3 protein-coding genes are annotated in these 17830 nt (G+C 43.5%); all 3 read left to right on the forward strand.

All coding sequences use genetic code 11. The features are described from left to right. Positions 1-176: 176 nt before the first annotated feature. The 3 genes from QUA20_RS01920 to QUA20_RS01930 all read left to right on the forward strand — a co-directional run bounded on the left by QUA20_RS01920 (position 177) and on the right by QUA20_RS01930 (position 17756). Positions 177-6866, forward strand: a complete 6690-nt coding sequence (locus QUA20_RS01920) for a S8 family serine peptidase (RefSeq protein ID WP_333184881.1) — start codon at positions 177-179, stop codon at positions 6864-6866. 341 nt (positions 6867-7207) lie between these two features. Further along, positions 7208-8800 (forward strand): DUF3466 family protein, encoded by a 1593-nt coding sequence (locus QUA20_RS01925; protein WP_333184883.1) that lies wholly within the window; start codon positions 7208-7210, stop codon positions 8798-8800. 505 nt (positions 8801-9305) lie between these two features. Next, positions 9306-17756: a S8 family serine peptidase gene (locus QUA20_RS01930; protein ID WP_333184886.1), complete on the forward strand. Its 8451-nt coding sequence runs from the start codon at positions 9306-9308 to the stop codon at positions 17754-17756. Positions 17757-17830 lie beyond the last annotated feature (74 nt).

Genomic DNA, 17830 nt, shown 5'->3' on the forward strand with positions numbered 1-17830 from the left:
ATAATCAGGTATTATTTCTCAGTGATCGACGTAATGTAAGGTAGCTTTCAAGTTTTGGGCGTTCGGTTCCTCAAATATAAACTTATGTAACGATTTACCGCAATTTGCATAAAAACCTCACGGTGTTCCAAATAGATAGTTGAGGGCGTATTCAACCAACTATTTTCCGGGGTAACATGACTGAACTTAACATCGGGGCATTGACTGACAGTACAAGCTACACAGGTAGTGTTGATACTACAAATATCTTTGACCTTTACAAATTTAACATCAACAGTCCGGGCAGTTTCAAATTCGCGATCGACAGTTTGAACGGGAATGCCGACGTATTTCTGTTAAACTCTAGCGGCGCAACACTTTACAGTTCAACCAACCCGGGAACCAGTGCAGAAATAATTAGCGCTGACAGCCTAGTAGCCGGAGACTATACACTCAAAGTTTTGCCAATCAGCGGCGACATCAAATACACGCTGAATTTAGCACCAACTAACAGTCAAAAATCATCCGACGCAGACACCCTCACCGGTGCAACATCAGATTCTCCACTTCCTTCAAACAGCGCCGCAACTTCGGAAAAACCGACTGCAAGCAAAGATGTAATTACAGGGACTCCTGTTGATGACAAGACTGTGACCGCAGAAACAACATCAACAACTACCGACAAACCAGTTGTTACAGGCCCCGAAACAACTCTCACATCTGAACCGGAAAAACCTGTAGCAGCGACTGAATCCGCCGCAGAAACAACATCAACCACTACCGACAAACCAGTCACTACAGACTCCGAAACAACTCTCACATCTGAACCGGAAAAACCTGTAGCAGCGACTGAATCTGCGGTTGAAGCAACATCAACCACTACCGACGAACCAGACAAACCAGTTGCTACAGACTCCGCAACAGCTCTCACATCTGAACCGGAAAAACCTGTAGCAGCGACTGAATCCGCCGCAGAAACAACATCAACCACTACCGACAAACCAGTCACTACAGACTCCGAAACAACTCTCACATCTGAACCGGAAAAACCTGTAGCAGCGACTGAATCTGCGGTTGAAGCAACATCAACCACTACCGACGAACCAGACAAACCAGTTGCTACAGACTCCGCAACAGCTCTCACATCTGAACCGGAAAAACCTGTAGCGCCCCCTGAATCGGCTAGCGAAAAACTGCCAAGTGAAGAGACTATCTCAGCGGGGGAAATCGCACCAGACAAACCACCAACCGCTTCGGCAATTTCAACCACCGAAGAACCCAGCGAAACTGTTGCCACAAACAATCCAAATAGCACAGCCGCCGCCAAAACAGATGCAGTTGCAGGCGAAACAGTTGCCACTCAAGAACCAAAAACAGACGAGACTTTAGTTGCTATTTCCCCAGATGCCAGCAAGCCAGGGGACGAAACAAATACTGACACCAGCAACGGGGAAGAAACAAAGAAACAGAATTCAACTACTACCGTAGCAACAACTGAAACCAAAAAAGAACCAGAACCGACTACCGACAAAAAGTTAATTTCTCCCTTTACCTCCGGGATTTTTACTACGGATGAAACTGGTCGCCTTAGTGTAGACTACACATTTGATGGTGGAATGTTCCAAGGTGAGTTAGCAATTTTCAGTTTAGAGGATTTAGATAAACTTGAACCCGGTTCTGAAGCATTCATTAAAGAAGTAGCTGCGCGTTCTTTAAGTAACTCTGTGAAAGGTCATGTAGTGATTAACGATGCTACAGAAGGTGCGCGGTTTTCCGGTTTGTTAGGAGAGAGTAATGCCAACGAAGGAGTCTACTTAGGAGTCAAGAGTTTTACCGTAACTGCTGGGGGTAAATATGGGGTGATGTTGGTACCCAACGGTAGTGTAAAGTCTGTGTTTGATAATCCGACTGTTGGCGGCGATCAACGTCCTTTATTTTCTATGGCAATGGCAAATCCTGTGGAGGGATTTCACTTTGGTCAAATGGCGGATATGACGGGGGAAGGTAATACCTTTATCATGGAGGATATGCGGTTAGATGCAGGGAGTGATAGGGATTACAACGATATCATTTTCCAAGTACGGGGTGCGACGGCAAAAGCTGCTTTGCTTGATACTGTGATTAACCCGGATAAAGAGTGGCGGAAAACAGATTTGGGCAAGGCACTTATTGCTTATGCGAAACCTTACATTACCCCGGAATCAAAACCAAATGTAGATGCTGAATTATCAGATTTACTTGATGATTTAGAAACGGAAATTCTGAATCCATCAACTTCAGATAAAGAGACTCCCACAACTCCAGCGCCTGCCACTACTACCGACGAAGATACTACTGATGCAGCCCAAGTTGAAACAACGGATCAGGTAGATACAAAGCCTACTACTCCAGCGGTGACGACTGAGGAAGAAGTCAAAGATACTGCGAATAGTTCTGGTGATTCGACCCAAGTTGAAACAACCGACAAAGTAGATACAAAGCCTACTACTCCATCGGTGACGGCTGAGGAAGAAGTCAAAGATACTGCGAATAATTCTGGTGATTCGACTCAGGTTGAAACAACCGATAAGGTAGATACAAAGCCGACAACAGATGCGACAACTACACCAACTGCTGGCAAAGATACTGTGGCGGATTCGACGGGAAAATTACCAGTTGAAAAAACGCCTCTTCCCGTAGCGACAACTGAGGTAAAAGACCAAGTTACCGAAGCACCAGCAACGCCAACTTTGCCAGCAAAATCTACTTTTGAGACGGAAATTGCTGCAACGACACCAACGGAGAAGGTAGAGACAAACCCCGAAGTTTTGCCAGCGGAAAACCAGTCTAAAGTAGAGACAAAAGCGGAAATTTTGCCAGCGGCAAGTCTGACAAATGTAGAAACCAAACCGGAAGTTTTGCCAGCGGAAAACCAGTCTAAAGTAGAGACACAACCAGAACTTTTGCCAGTGGTAAGTCTGGCAAAGGTAGAAACCAAACCGGAAGTTTTGCCAGCGGAAACCCCGGCGAAAGAGGAATCGAAGCAGGCTTTAGTAACTGATGTAGAAAAAACAGAAACAACTAAAGTTGTTGTAGTCGCAAACCCTATAGAGTCGGTGAATGAAATTCTGCCAACGACGGCGATTGAGAGTAAAGAAACTGCTGAAGATAAGCAGCCGTCATTGCCATTGACAGAGACTGAGAAAGCTGAAATATCCACAGTTACTTTGCCTGAAAGTAGTGTTTATTCAACGGTGAAGGAAACTCAGCCAACAGCGACTGTTGAGAGTCAAGACACTGCGGAAGTTAAGCCTTCATTGCCCCTGCAAGAAACTGATTTGGAAAGTCTGGAAGTGACGACTGCTAACAAGAGTGAAGAGTCGCAGACGAAGGAAATAATTGCCGAAACTCCGGCTGTTAGTGATGTGGTGATTCCAAAAGAGTCTTTGCCGAGTTTGCCGATAGTTGATGAATCAACTGAGGAGGATTCCGCTACTGTTGAAAATCCCCAACCATCTATTGATGTTTTTCCCACGGGTTCTGAAGTAGATTATTCTATTTCTGCCAATTTGATAGCGCGATTGGAAAGCATGAAACAAAGTTTGACTAACTTGGGAAGTGCCGACGATCCGGGTGGGAATAGCAGCAACGAGACTTTGATTGCCCGTTTGGAAAGCGTGGCTCAAAAGTTGATGATTTTCAATGAATCAACTACTGTTTCCGATAAGATTGTGGCTTTAGTCGATCGCCTGGAAGAGACGGTTGATCGACTAACCCTACTGCCCATCCAGCCACCATTACCGTCAATTGAGACAGCACAATTCGATTTTCCTGCTGCCGTTCAGCCGATAATCGGAGTCATTGACACGGGATTTGCTGGCAACAATCCTGATATTGACTACTCGCGAATTACTTGGGGACAAGACAGGGTAGATGGCGATGCTGACCCCAGATTGGAACCTGGTAAAGGCAACGAACATGGCACTCATGTTTTAGGAATTATTGCCGCCACTCAAAACAACGGTGTTGGTATTGACGGCATTAATGAAAAAGCACCTATTTGGGCTGGAAGGGCGATCGGTTCGGGAAAATGGGCAGATTCATTAGTTGAATATGTTGATTTTGTCAAGACTTCTGGCAAAAAGAATGGAGTGATTAATTTGAGTATGGATCTTACTCAAGTTAATCCCGACGGTACGATAACAACTCGCTATGAATTGACGCCGAAGGAAAGGAGCGCGATCGAATATGCGCGCCAAAATGGAGTATTAATGGTAGTCGCCGCTGGCAACGACGGTGGCGTCATGTCTGCCTTGGGTCAAGCTTCCCAAGAATTTGACAATATTATTACTGTCGGCGCTGCGGAACGGGTTAATGATGAAATTGCACTTTCCAAAGCTTACGATCGATCGGACTATTCCAGCTACGGTCAAGGTTTAGATATTTTGGCACCGGGAGGAACTGTTGATCGTCCACAATTATCAACTGTTGGAGATGGACTTGGCTTGATGTCAGGGACTTCGGCAGCAACAGCAAAAGTCACCGGTGCTGCATCTCAAGTATGGGCTACAAATCCCAATTTGAGCTTGCGTCAAGTGATTGAAATTCTGAAGCAAACTGCAACGGATTTGAAGACAACAGATTGGGATAGCGAAACCGGTGCAGGGTTGCTGAATATCGAAGCGGCAGTAGCTTTGGCATTAGCCACGATACCGCAAGAGTATGAGGTATCAGCAACCATCCTTCCTGAGACTTGGAATGGCAATGGCTTAGTCACCCCTATGGAAAGGGCAGCTCGGATTCCCTATACATTTCGCTCGGGAGATACACTTTGGGGTATCGCGCAGCGAGAACTTGGCAATGGCAGTCGTTGGGTCGAAATCCAGAAAGCAGATGGTAGCACCTATACCTCGCAGCAAGCAATGAATATACCAGTTGGGACTGTAGTTTATCTGCCAGGTAACAGCCCAACTCCAACTCCAACTCCAACTCCAACTCCTACGCCGACTCCAACACCTGCACCAACACCAACACCGACACCCGTTGGTTCTTTAGCAGGCAAGAAAATAGCTTTAGATCCAGGACATGGAAACTCTCCTGGGAGATTCGATCCCGGCGCGGAGGGTTACGGCACTACCGAGGCAGCAGAAAACATGGTGCAAGCGCAAATTGTCGCCGACTATCTGAGGCAACGGGGAGCGGAAGTTAAGATTATTGATGATGGAAGTTTGGGACTCGAACAAATCGGTCAGCAAAGTAGTGGCTCAGACCTATTCGTTTCCCTGCATCTGAATTACTTTAACCGCAGTGCCCAAGGCCACGAAGTTTTTTCTCACACTTCAGCACCAGCCATAGATAGTAGCCTTGCTCGGACTATTAACAGCGAACTAGACGCTGTTTTTCCCGATTCAGAAATTCCCAATCGCGGTGCAAAAACAGCTAATTTTGGCGTACTGCGTGGCGCACCTACTGGTGTACCTGCTGTGTTGGTAGAATCCTTGTTTATCGATGCACCAGGAATGAGTCGTGCCAATGTTGAAAAAGCAGCAGGGGCGATCGGACGCGGCATTGAGAAATTCCTCACTGGCAATATCACTAATCCTGGGACAGGAAATAACAATGGTTCGGGTTCGTCTGCTCCTCCAGCAACTCCTGGACAACAGCGACAGTACATTATCAAAGCTGGCGATACACTAACCGCGATCGCTCAACGCGAACTGGGGAATGCTAACCGCTGGCGTGAGATTGTGAAAACTCCGACTGGCGGGACTTTTACTGAAGCTCAAGCGCGACAGTTACGAGTTGGTGAATCAGTTTATTTGCCAGTGAGTTATCAATCTGGGTCAGGTACACCTGTGAAGCAAGTTCCTACAACGAATCCGAATCAGACTAATTTTGAGATTGGTCGAGTCAGTTCGCGAGTTGGTAGCGTGCCTTTGAATTTGAGGAGTCAGGCTCAAGTCACTTCTCAAAATCGGATTGACACATTACCTGTCGGTAAGGAACTGAAGATTTTGCGATCGGTTTCTGGTGCAACTTACAGTACCAGTAATGGCAACCGCAATGATTGGTATGAAGTTGAAGTGAATGGCAAGCGCGGTTTTGTTGCTGCTTTCTTCGTTGATAAAGGTTCGACTGCACCGCCACCACCGGAATCAGGTTTTGTTAACTCAAATGTTGGTGGTGTACCTCTCAATTTGAGGAGTTCAGCTTCTACTAACGCAGCGAGCACTACCAAGTTGAATCAGGGTACAAACCTCAAGATTTTGGGAAGCGTGACTGGTGGAACTTACAGGGTCGGCAATGACAATCGCAATGACTGGTATGAAGTTGAGGTGAATGGCAAGCGCGGGTTTGTTGCTGCTTACTACGTTGATAAAGGTTCTCTATCAAAAACCGATCCTGGTTCAGGTGGAACAAGCCCAAATATGGAAGCATTTTTTGGATCGGCTAAAGGTCAAGTAGGCATTACTCGCTTAGATGGTTATTCTGACTTGCGGGGTCAATGTGTAACTTTGATTGCTCGATACGTTCAAGAAGTTTTTCTACCCGCTAACGAACGTACTGTTCCTCGTGCTTTTGGTCATGGCAAAGACACTGCTCGTGTAGTTTCCCAAATGCTCCCGAATAATTTCGGAGCTGCAACAAGTTCGGGCTTACCAAAACGCGGTGCAATTATTTCTTTCCCTGATATTGGGATTGTCAATGGAGTCCGATATGGTCACGTCGGAATTGTAATGGAGTCACGTCAACTACCTAACGGGCAACGAGAAGTCAAGATCATGGACTCTAATGGCGATGGTAAAGCAGTCAATAGTACGGTCAAAGAATACACCAACTGGATTAACATTCCGAATGGTACAGCCAATGGCTATGGTGCGAATATTTACTGGACGAATCCGAAATAATTCCCAGTGAAAAGCTGTGATCGCCCTTTCTTTCCCCTTCCGAAAAAAAGCGCGATCGCCCTCTCCCATCCTTCTCAACCTAAACACTTCTGGCAAAACCCAAACAATCTGCGATTTGTAAACTTTTCTGAATATTAGGCCGCGTTTCGCGTAAAACTAGCCGCTCGCTCCTAATAGATAAGTTAATACACGGTCAGGATACAATATTATTGTGTCCCTACAAGATTAGGTCACTTTTTTAGAATGAGAAACGCGATCGCATTTGAGAGACAGAGTTTATTGGTAGACACACACTTAACGTTTATTTCTTTTCAGAGGTGCACATGAAAAAACCAAACAAAATGTTTCAACCAGCTCCCTTGAGCAGATTTGTTCAAAAATGTCTGTCTCTAACTGCTTTCAGCCTATTAGGATTTATCGTTATTGAACCGGTAAATGCCCTAAGTCTTCATACTGGTTTCGCTTCCTATCAGATTCAGGATCTCGGCTCCGGTAGTAGCTATGGTATGAACAATCTCGGACAAGCCCTAGTTGGTCGGGATGGTGTTGGTTGGGTGCGGGATAATAATGGTCAATTTACTGAGCTAACAGGCAGCACTTGGGCTTACCAAATCAATAATTCTGGTCAAGTCGTGGGTCGTTATCTTGGTCAAAATTGGATAGATAATGCCTATTTTTGGGAAAACGGTCAAAGAACTGAACTCGGTTATAATGGTGGCATCAGCAGTGTGGCCCTAGACATCAATGATGCTGGGCAAATAGTTGGTAAGTTTAACCTTGCTAGCGATAAATTTAATCCCTTTCTGTGGGAAAATGGCACGATGATTGATTTGGGTACTCTTGGTTTCAATGGAGGAGCCCAGGCGATTAACAACCAAGGACAAGTAGTTGGTTATTCAGGTCTTCGTTTTGGCACAACTCATGCTTTCCAGTGGGAAAAGGGCAACATGATTGACCTGGGAACTCTTCTAGGTTACGACCAAAGCATAGCTAATGATATTAATGATGCTGGGCAAGCAATTGGCCATTCATCAAATACTAGCATTAAGCAAAGTCATGCTACCTTGTGGTCAAACGGTAAAGTCACAAACCTTGGCACTCTCGGTGGTAATCAAAGCAGTGCGGTTGCGATTAATAATAAAGGGCAAGTGGTCGGTTACGATACCACGACTGGCAATGGTGGGCTTAATCACGCATTCATCTGGGAAGATGGCGAGATGGCTGACCTCAATAGCCTGATTCCTATGGGTAGTCGCTGGTTTTTACAGCAAGTAAGTGACATTAACGATAACGGACAAATTCTGGGTCAAGGCATTAACCGTGCGACTGGTGAAACTCATGCTTTTATCCTCAATCCGATCGCCGGCACTTCTCAGCGAAATCCCTTGTTACCTAATAATTTTGAGAAAGGTTGGTATCAATTTGATAATGTGTTAAATCGTCAGTGGTTCGATCCGCCAACGGCTGCTGGTTTTACATTCAAAATTGGTGATAATGGGGCTTCTAGTAGCGGTGAAATCATCGCTGGGACAATTCCAGAAGAAGCCTCATTATTTACTAAAATTCTCAGTTTACCTAGCGGTATTGATGCTGACGAACTTTTCAGTGTCTTAGTTGGTCGCAAAGAAATCGGCAAGTTCAAGCCTAATGAAGTCATCGATTTTGTAGCTTTACTTGGTTACGGTGTCTCCGAGTTTAGCGTCATTGGCATCGACGCAACAATTGACCCGAAAAACCCCCTCGCTTTCCCGATTAAATTAGAATCTAATCAGGATCAATTTTCTTTTAAAATGCGGGCGATGGAGCAAGAAGAAATTGAAGCTGTTCCCGAACCTTCAGAAATTGCTGGGATAGTAACTTCTGCTGCTTTTTTTACAGGGCTGGTGTTCAAGCGTAAACGTAAATCAGAAGTTGCGATCGCGAAGGATGTGTAAGTAGTCGGACATAAATAAACGTAACTATGTCATTGCGAAGAGTTGCGAAGGACGAAGCAAACTAAACTAATCGCAAGGCTTTGGGATTGCTTCGTTCCTCGCAATGACTTGCAATATATATGTTCGATTACTTAGTTGCTTTTAATGTCAATAGGACTTATGCAAAACAACGAACACGCTATAGTAGTTTATCAAATCTTCATAATAAGTTCATCAAATCTTCATCAAAATATTGATTTGCATAGCGAAGAAACACCTATAATACATTTTATCAAAAGTAATCACTATTTATATCACTGCTAAATTCTGGATACGGACAGGCTTTTGTAACGTTTTATTACAAAAACACGTAATCTGCATAAAAAGTAAGGCTTCGCTCCAGATAGATAGTAGACCAGAGATCGCAGACGATCGACAGGCCAAGTAGCTATGAGGGCGTGAAAAGCGGTCGCGCACTCCTGCTAGTTACTTTTTGTCAACCTAAGTTTATTGATCGGGGTGCAAAATGTCCAATATTCAAATCGGTAGTCTCACAGATAACTATCTCAACATCGGCTTTGCGGGCAAAAATAGCCCGACAGATACCTATTTTTTCAGCCTCACTAATATGGGTAGTACCCGCATCTCCGCTGAAGGTTTTAGCGGTGATCTCAATATGGAAGTGCGGGACATAGAAGGGAAGATCATCAAAAGTATTGTAACTAGCAGCACAAATATCGGCACTCTGAGCATAGATAATTTGGGACCGGCGGACTATACTTTAAACGTTTCTCCTGTTTCCGCCGATACAAACTATCAAGTCAGTCTCACTCCCAAGGGTAAAATCGATCCGTTAACGGGGATGAATATTGAATATGGATATTTCATCACGGATCAAAATGGTAAAGTTGGGTTCGAGTTCCTTCACGATGGTGGCCTATATCAAGGAGAAATAGCCATTTTCAGTCTGGATGGGATGGAAAACTTTATTCCTGGTTCTCAGGAATTTATTAAAGAAGCAGCAAGACGCGCATTGACTGATAAAGAATTAGGTCATATCGTAATTTCTGATGCTACAGAAGGCGCAAATCCTGAATTTAGTGGCGATTTAGGAGAAGAGGATTATAACAAAGGGCAGTATCAAGGTGTAAAAAATTTTACGATGACTCCCGGCAAGGCATTTGCTGTAATGTTAGTGCCTAATGGTACGGTGGAGGAAGTGTTTAATAATTTTGGGATTACTGGGCCAAAACGTCCATTGTTTTCATTGTCAAGCAGCAACCCGAATGGTGCTTTTCTCTATGGTCAAATAGCGGACATTACTGGTGATGGAAAGGCATTTGCGATCGAAGATCAACGGGCTGATAGTAATTCAGATAAGGATTATGATTATAATGATGTTATTTTTAATGTGACTGGTGCGACTGGTAAAGCAGTATGGGTGAAAGATGTAATCGCTCCTGCTAAGAATTGGACTGATACTGAAACTGGCAAGAAATTAATTGAATATGTTAATAAATCAACCTTGCCAACACCCACGCCAACGCCAACACCAACGCCTGAGCTAACACCAACACCAACACCAACACCAACGCCTGAGCTAACACCAACACCAACACCAACACCAACGCCTGAGCTAACACCAACGCCAACACCAACGCCTGAGCTAACACCAACACCAACACCAACGCCTGAGCTAACACCAACACCAACACCAACGCCTGAGCTAACACCAACACCAACACCAACACCAAGGCCTGAGCTAACACCAACGCCAACACCAACGCCTGAGCTAACACCAACGCCAACACCAACGCCTGAGATAACACCAACGCCAACACCAACGCCTGAGATAACACCAACACCAACGCTTGAGCTAACACCAACACCAACACCAACACCAACGCCTGAGCTAACACCAACGCCAACACCAACGCCACCGCTTCCTGTTAACAAATCACCCGAAAATTTACAAATTAGCGTGCCAACCACTGTTAAACCAAATGAGGTGATTAAGCTAACAAATGGTCAAATTTTTGATGAAAATGGAACGGGAGATTTAGCTAAAGTAGAATTTTGGGTGCAGAAAGAGGGAGGAGAGTGGACAAAAGTTGGCGATCTTACTAATTTCACACCTGATAGCAAAGATAATCGTTTAGCTAAATTTGATGCTGAATTGAAAGGTTTAGAGGCTGGAAAGTATCAAGTTAAGGCGATCGCCTACGATAAATCAGGTGAAGCCAGCAATGAAATGATTAGTAGCTTATTAGTAAATACTGCACCGACTGACTTAGCATTTAGAATTTTACCTCTTTATACAACTGATGAAAAAATTAGCTTTGAGTATGCTAGGGTGATTGACGCTGAAGGCGTAAGCGACATTGATAAAGTAGATTTTTGGTTGCAGAAAGAAGGTGGACAAAAAATTGAGATTACAAATGATGTAACTGAGTTTGAGAGTGATAGTAAAGGTCGGGGAAGATTTAACTTTCGCGATGATTTAAGCAGCTTAACACCAGGTCGTTATCAATTGTCGGGAATGGCTTATGACAAAAGCGGTGCTGCTAGTCCACTAACGACAGAAAAATTTGCCTTGATCACCGATCCGGGAGAAATTTTGTCGGATAATGTCAGGTTAGCGATCGCGGGTTCAGCTAACCTAGAAAAATACGATCCAGAAGCCCTAGCTCAAACACGGGAATGGTTGATTTGGCTGACTCCTGGTACTTCCTCTCAGCAGTTAGCTAACAGTTTAGGCGCTATAGATAGTGGTGCAGCCGGACATATTCCCAACACCTACCGCTGGCAGTTTCCAGAAAATGCCGAGCCACTAGAGGTGGAACAATCTTTATTATCTTTGAGTGGGGTGGAATTTGCCTATCCCCTTGTTCCCCACCAACCAAAATTGCTATCGGAACCCAAAGATGAACCCCTAGTTAAAGATAGAACCCAGTGGCATTTGCAAACCAGCGTGAACCCAAACGCTACTGTTAAGGAAGCTTGGGAGTTAGCGCAAGGAGAGGGTGTAGTTATCGGTATAGTCGATGACGATCTCTTTGAGTCGCCGCACAAGGAATTGACTGATAATTTTCGAGCGGATTTGAGTTCGGACTTCAACCAAGATGCCGATCCCTCACCCACTTACCAGCGGACAGTTATTCCTCTTCCTCAATACTTGTCATCCAAGAGCAACATTAAAGATTCTAATTCGACTTATTTCCGTGTGAAAGTACCTCTGACGGGAGTGGTAACGGACGTGAACGTTCAATTGGGTATCGAACACCCCAAAATCCATGACTTAGATGGGTATTTGGTCAGCCCCGAAGAACCCATGTTCGACCCCCTCATCTTCCTATCATCGTCCCGCAATCGATCGCCCAGACCAGGCGATCCGGGTTCTACACCGCCAGAAGTTGAATTGTTCAAAAATATTCAAAAGGGCGGTAGTAACTTCACTCGCACAGTATTTGACGACGAAGCAACAACTCCAATCACCACAGCCTTTGCCCCCTTTACTGGCAGTTTCCAACCGCAGGAGCCTCTGGCCGGCGTTAATAACCAGTGGGCACCTGGTTCTTGGCAGCTAAGGATTGAGGATGAAGTGTCGTTAAACACTGGAAAACTCACTCAGCTTGGATTAGACTTCACAACCTACAACCCTCACGCAACATCAGTGGCAGGGGTAGCAGTTGCTAACGGTTCCAATGGTTATCACGGTAGCGGGGTTGCGCCCAAAGCCTCTTTCGCTGGGCTGCGGCTAGTGGCTGACCAATTTAACGATTCAGCCCTAGCAAATGTGTTTTATGACCACTCTAGTAAAAATCGTAATCAGTCAATCGATATTTATAACAATAGTTGGAAAGATGAAGCTTGGTTGAGTTACTTTGGCCAAGGTGTGGACGCGATGGCGGATGGAGTCAAGTACGGTCGTGGCGGACTTGGCAATATATATGTTTTTGGTGGCGGAAATGATGCTTTAGATGGCGGAAATGTCAACTATAACGGATTGGCAAATTCTCGCTATGCGATTGCCGTAGGAGCGATCGACAATCGAGGCTATAAATCAGTTTACAGCGAACCAGGAGCCTCTTTATTGGTATCTGCTTATTCGAGTGGCAACGGAATCGGCATTACAACAGCAGATATGGAAGGCACTAGGGGATACAGTGAGGAAGATTATACCAGTGGCTTTGGCGGAACTTCAGCGGCCGCACCTTTTGTATCTGGAGTTGTGGCCTTGATGTTGGAAAAAAATCCATCTTTGAGTTGGCGAGATATCCAGTATATCTTAGTAGAAACTGCTCAAAAAAATGACCCTAATGACGCAGGTTGGCAAAAAAATGGAGCGGGGTATTCCGTTAACCATAAATACGGATTTGGCGCTGTCAATCCAGTAGAAGCGGTAAAAAAAGCGGCCGATTGGACTCCTGTTGCTCAGGAAGTAAAAGTTCCTCCTTCTGACTCCTTGAAAAATGTCATGGACACTATTCCTGATGACAACGGAGAACCCGGTTTATCTTCAACAATCAAGATTAATGAAGATATTAATGTCGAGAAGGTTGAGGTCGTGTTTGACGTTAACCACAAAGATTGGAGGGATTTAACAGTTAAACTAAAATCGCCCAACGGTACCGATTCAGTTTTAGTAAAGTCAATCTCAGAAGAGATGAATGCTAACACAATCATTCCTGAATCTAGCATACCTTGGGTATTTACTTCTAACCGCCACTGGGGGGAATCTTCTAAGGGTGAATGGACATTAGAAGTTATTGATGACAATGGAAATCAAATTGAAGGATACTGGAATAGTTGGAAGCTGAATGTTTACGGAGCCAAGCCAACTTTATCTATCGAGGCGACAGATGCGAATGCTTCAGAAAGTGGCGATCCGGGTACGGTGGCTATTACTCGCAGAGGCAATACAAAATATGATTTGAAGGTCAATTACTCTGCGGGCGGGACAGCGAGTGAGGGGATAGATTATCAGGGATTAAGTGAAAGTGTCACGATTCCTGCTGGTCAGTCTAGTGTGGCCATTCCTATTAGGGTTATTGATGATAATTCAGTGGAAGGAGAAGAAACGGCAACGGTCACTTTATCAACAGGTCAAGATTATACTATTGGGAAAGATGGTAGTGCAACAGTGGCGATCACGGACAATGACGAGCCACCCAATGTTGTTACCAATACGAAAGATAATGGTGCTGGTAGTTTACGAGCTGTTTTAACTTGGGCTAATAGCAATCCTGGTAAAGATACAGTTATCTTTAAGATTCCTACTACCGATCCGGGCTATAATAGTAGCACTAATAGTTTTACCATTAAACCGCTACCACTATCACCGCTACCACAGATTACCGATTCAGTGATTATTGATGGAACGACTCAGCCAGGATTTTCCGATCGGCCAGTGATTGAATTAGATGGCAGTAATGTGACAGTGGATGGTTTATATATCTCTGCCGGAAACAGTACAGTAAGAGGATTAACAATCAACCGTTTTGGTGTTGACGGTATCCGATTAATTGGTAATGGTGGCAATATCGTTGAAGGCAACTTCATTGGTACAGATGTAACTGGTACTCAAGATTTAGGCAACGGCTATAGTGGCATATCAGTTTGGACACCTAATAATATTATTGGTGGCAAAACTGTTAAATCACGAAACATCATATCTGGCAATGATAATGTTGGTATTTACATTACAGAGTCAAATGCTAATAACAACCTGATTCAAGGCAACTATATCGGTAGCGATGTCACTGGCACTAAAGATTTGGGCAATACAAATAATGGTGTTGCTATTTTAGACGCAAGTAATAACACGATTGGTGGGACAACGATTGAGGCGGGAAACTTGATATTCGGAAACGGTAAAAATGGTGTGTTTATTAACGGTTCCGGTTCCACTGGCAATGCTATTTTATCTAATTCCATCTCTGGCAACGATGGCTTGGGTATCGGTTTGGGAGCAAATGGATTGACTGTGAATGATTTAAGAGATGGCGATACAGGGATTAATAATTTACAGAATTTCCCAGAGTTAACTTCAGCTATCTCTAGTGGTGGAAATACAACTATTAAAGGGAAGATAAATAGCACTCCCAATACTAATTTGAGAGTAGAGTTTTTCTCTAATCAAAATACAGATGCTTCTGGCTATGGCGAAGGTGAGAAGTTCCTTGGATTCCAGAATGTAACAACTGATAGCAGTGGGAATGCGAGTGTAGCTATTAATTTACCCTTAGCTGTTCCTCTTGGTCAATTTATTACTGCTACTACTACTGACCCGAATAATAACAGTTCCGAGTTTTCTAAGGGGATTGCAATTGGGACACAACCGAATGAAGAGCCACAAAATGTTGTTACTAATACAAGTGACAGTGAACCAGGCAGTTTACGGGCTGTTTTAGCTTGGGCTAATAGCAATCCTGGTAAAGATACAGTTATCTTCAAGATTCCTACTACCGATCCGGGTTATAATAGTAGCACTAATAGTTTTACCATTAAACCTTTATCGGAATTGCCACATATTACCAATTCAGTAATTATTGATGGCACGACTCAGCCAGGATTTTTAGATCGACCAGTAATTGAATTAGATGGTAGTAATGTAGGTTTAGAAGATGGTTTATATATCTCTGCTGGCGATAGTACAGTGAGAGGACTAACTATCAACCGTTTTGGTGTTAATGCTATCCGATTGACTGATAAGGGTAACAATATTATTGAAGGCAACTTCATCGGTACAGATGTAACGGGTACTAAAGGTTTACCTAACGGCTATAGTGGAATATCAGTTTGGACAACTAATAATATCATTGGTGGTAAAACACTTGCAGCAAGAAACATCATATCTGGAAATCTGAACGATGGGATTTACATAGAGGGACAAAATGCCAATAATAACCTGATTGAAGGCAACTATATCGGTAGCGATATCACGGGTACTAAATCTTTACCCAATATAAATAGTGGTATTTCTTTTAGGAATGCACCTAATAACACCGTTGGTGGTACAAATAGTGAGGCAGGTAATTTAATTTTTGGTAATGTTAGAAACGGTATCTTTGTTACTGGTTCTGGTGCAACTGGCAATGCTATTTTATCTAATTCCATTAGGTCTAATAATTTACAAGGAATTGATTTAGGAAATAATGGATTAACCTTGAATGATTTAGGAGATGGCGACACAGGTGCTAACAATTTACAAAATTTCCCTGAATTGACTTCAGCTATCTCTAGTGGTGGAAATACAACTATTAAAGGGAAGATAAATAGCACTCCCAATACTAATTTGAGAGTAGAGTTTTTCTCTAATCAAAATACAGATTTTTCTGGCTATGGCGAAGGTGAGAAGTTCCTTGTATTCCAGAATGTAACAACTGATAGCAGTGGAAATGCGACTGTAGCTATTAATTTACCCTTAGCTGTTTCCCTGGGTCAATTTATTACTGCTACTGCTACCGATACGAATAATAATACTTCCGAGTTTTCTAAGGGGATTGCAATTGGGGCACAACCAACAGAACTCTTTAGCGACATTAATGCTAACTTGGAAGGAGTTTACTTTAGTTCAGTCGCATCGGGAGATTATGATAATGATGGCGATATTGACATCCTTCTCACAGGCATTAATGGTCAAAATTCTATAGCCAAAGTGTACCAAAACAATAATGGCAACTTTACCGACATTAATGCTGCTTTGCAGGGAGTTTTTAGTAGTTCAGTAGATGCGGGAGATTATGATAGAGATGGCGATCTTGATATCCTTCTCACAGGCTTGGATGATAACTTCAACTTAATATCAAAAGTTTATCGCAATGATAATGGTAATTTTACCGACATCAACGCTAACTTGCAAGGACTTTCGGATAGTTCAGCAACTTGGTCAGATTATGATAATGATGGGGATCTTGATATCCTGCTGACAGGTAGTGCCTTTGCTGGTGGTATTACGAAAATCTACCGTAATGATAGTGGTAGTTTTACGGATATATTAGCTAATTTACAGGGAGTTTTTGATGGTTCTGTAGATGCGGGAGACTATGACAAAGACGGAGATATTGATATCCTCATAACGGGTAGTAGCGGTTCATCACCATCAGGTATCTCTAAGGTTTATCGTAATGATAATGGCAATTTCATTGATATTAACGCTGCCTTGACAGGCGTTTCTTCCAGTGACGCAGCTTGGGGGGATTATGACAATGATGGCGACCTAGATATTCTTTTGACTGGGAAATTCAACGGTGCATCTCCTATTTCTAAGATTTATCGTAATGATAATGGCAACTTCATTGATATTAATGCTGCCTTGCAAGGAGTTTCAGATGGTTCTGTAAATTGGGGAGACTATGACAATGATGGCGACCTAGATATTCTTTTGTCAGGTGCTAATCAATCCGGTTTTTCTTCAAAGATATACCGTAATGAGGGTGGCATCTTTACTGATATTAGTGCCAATTTACAAGGAGTTTATTTCAGTTCTGTAAATTGGGTAGACTATGACAATGATAGCGACCTAGATATTCTTTTGTCAGGTAATCCCTCTGGGGTTTCATCTGGTATTACCAAAGTTTACAGAAATAACAGTTTAACTTTCAATACTGTGCCGGCAACACCCACAGGGCTTATTTCTTCAGTTAATGGCAATTCTGTTACCCTAAACTGGAACCCTGCCACTGATGCTGAAACACCTCAAACAGGTTTAACTTATAATCTGCGGGTAGGAACAACTCCCGGTGGTTCAGATATTATGTCTCCAATGGCTAATAGTAATGGAACCCGCAACGTAGTCCAAATGGGCAATGTAAATCAAAATACAAGTTGGCAACTTAAAAACCTAAAACCGGGTACTTATTACTGGAGTACACAGGCAATTGATACTTCTTTTGAAGGTTCGACATTTGCTACTGAAGGCAGCTTTAAAGTAGGTGTAGGTGCAATTGGCAATGTTGGTATTACAAGCGAGTAGGTTGGTTTCCCCTGCCCTATACGCAACCTACCCACTAAAAATCTCGTACCAACTTATTCGGATTAAATGGCTTG

Source organism: Microcoleus sp. Pol7_A1, from assembly GCF_036701085.1.
In the GTDB taxonomy this organism is placed as follows: Bacteria; Cyanobacteriota; Cyanobacteriia; order Cyanobacteriales; family Microcoleaceae; genus Microcoleus; species Microcoleus asticus.

Coding starts and splice junctions, on each gene's coding strand:
- QUA20_RS01920 (WP_333184881.1), top strand. CDS start 177: ATGACTGAACTTAACATCGGGGCATTGACTGACAGTACAAGCTACACA.
- QUA20_RS01925 (WP_333184883.1), top strand. CDS start 7,208: ATGTTTCAACCAGCTCCCTTGAGCAGATTTGTTCAAAAATGTCTGTCT.
- QUA20_RS01930 (WP_333184886.1), top strand. CDS start 9,306: ATGTCCAATATTCAAATCGGTAGTCTCACAGATAACTATCTCAACATC.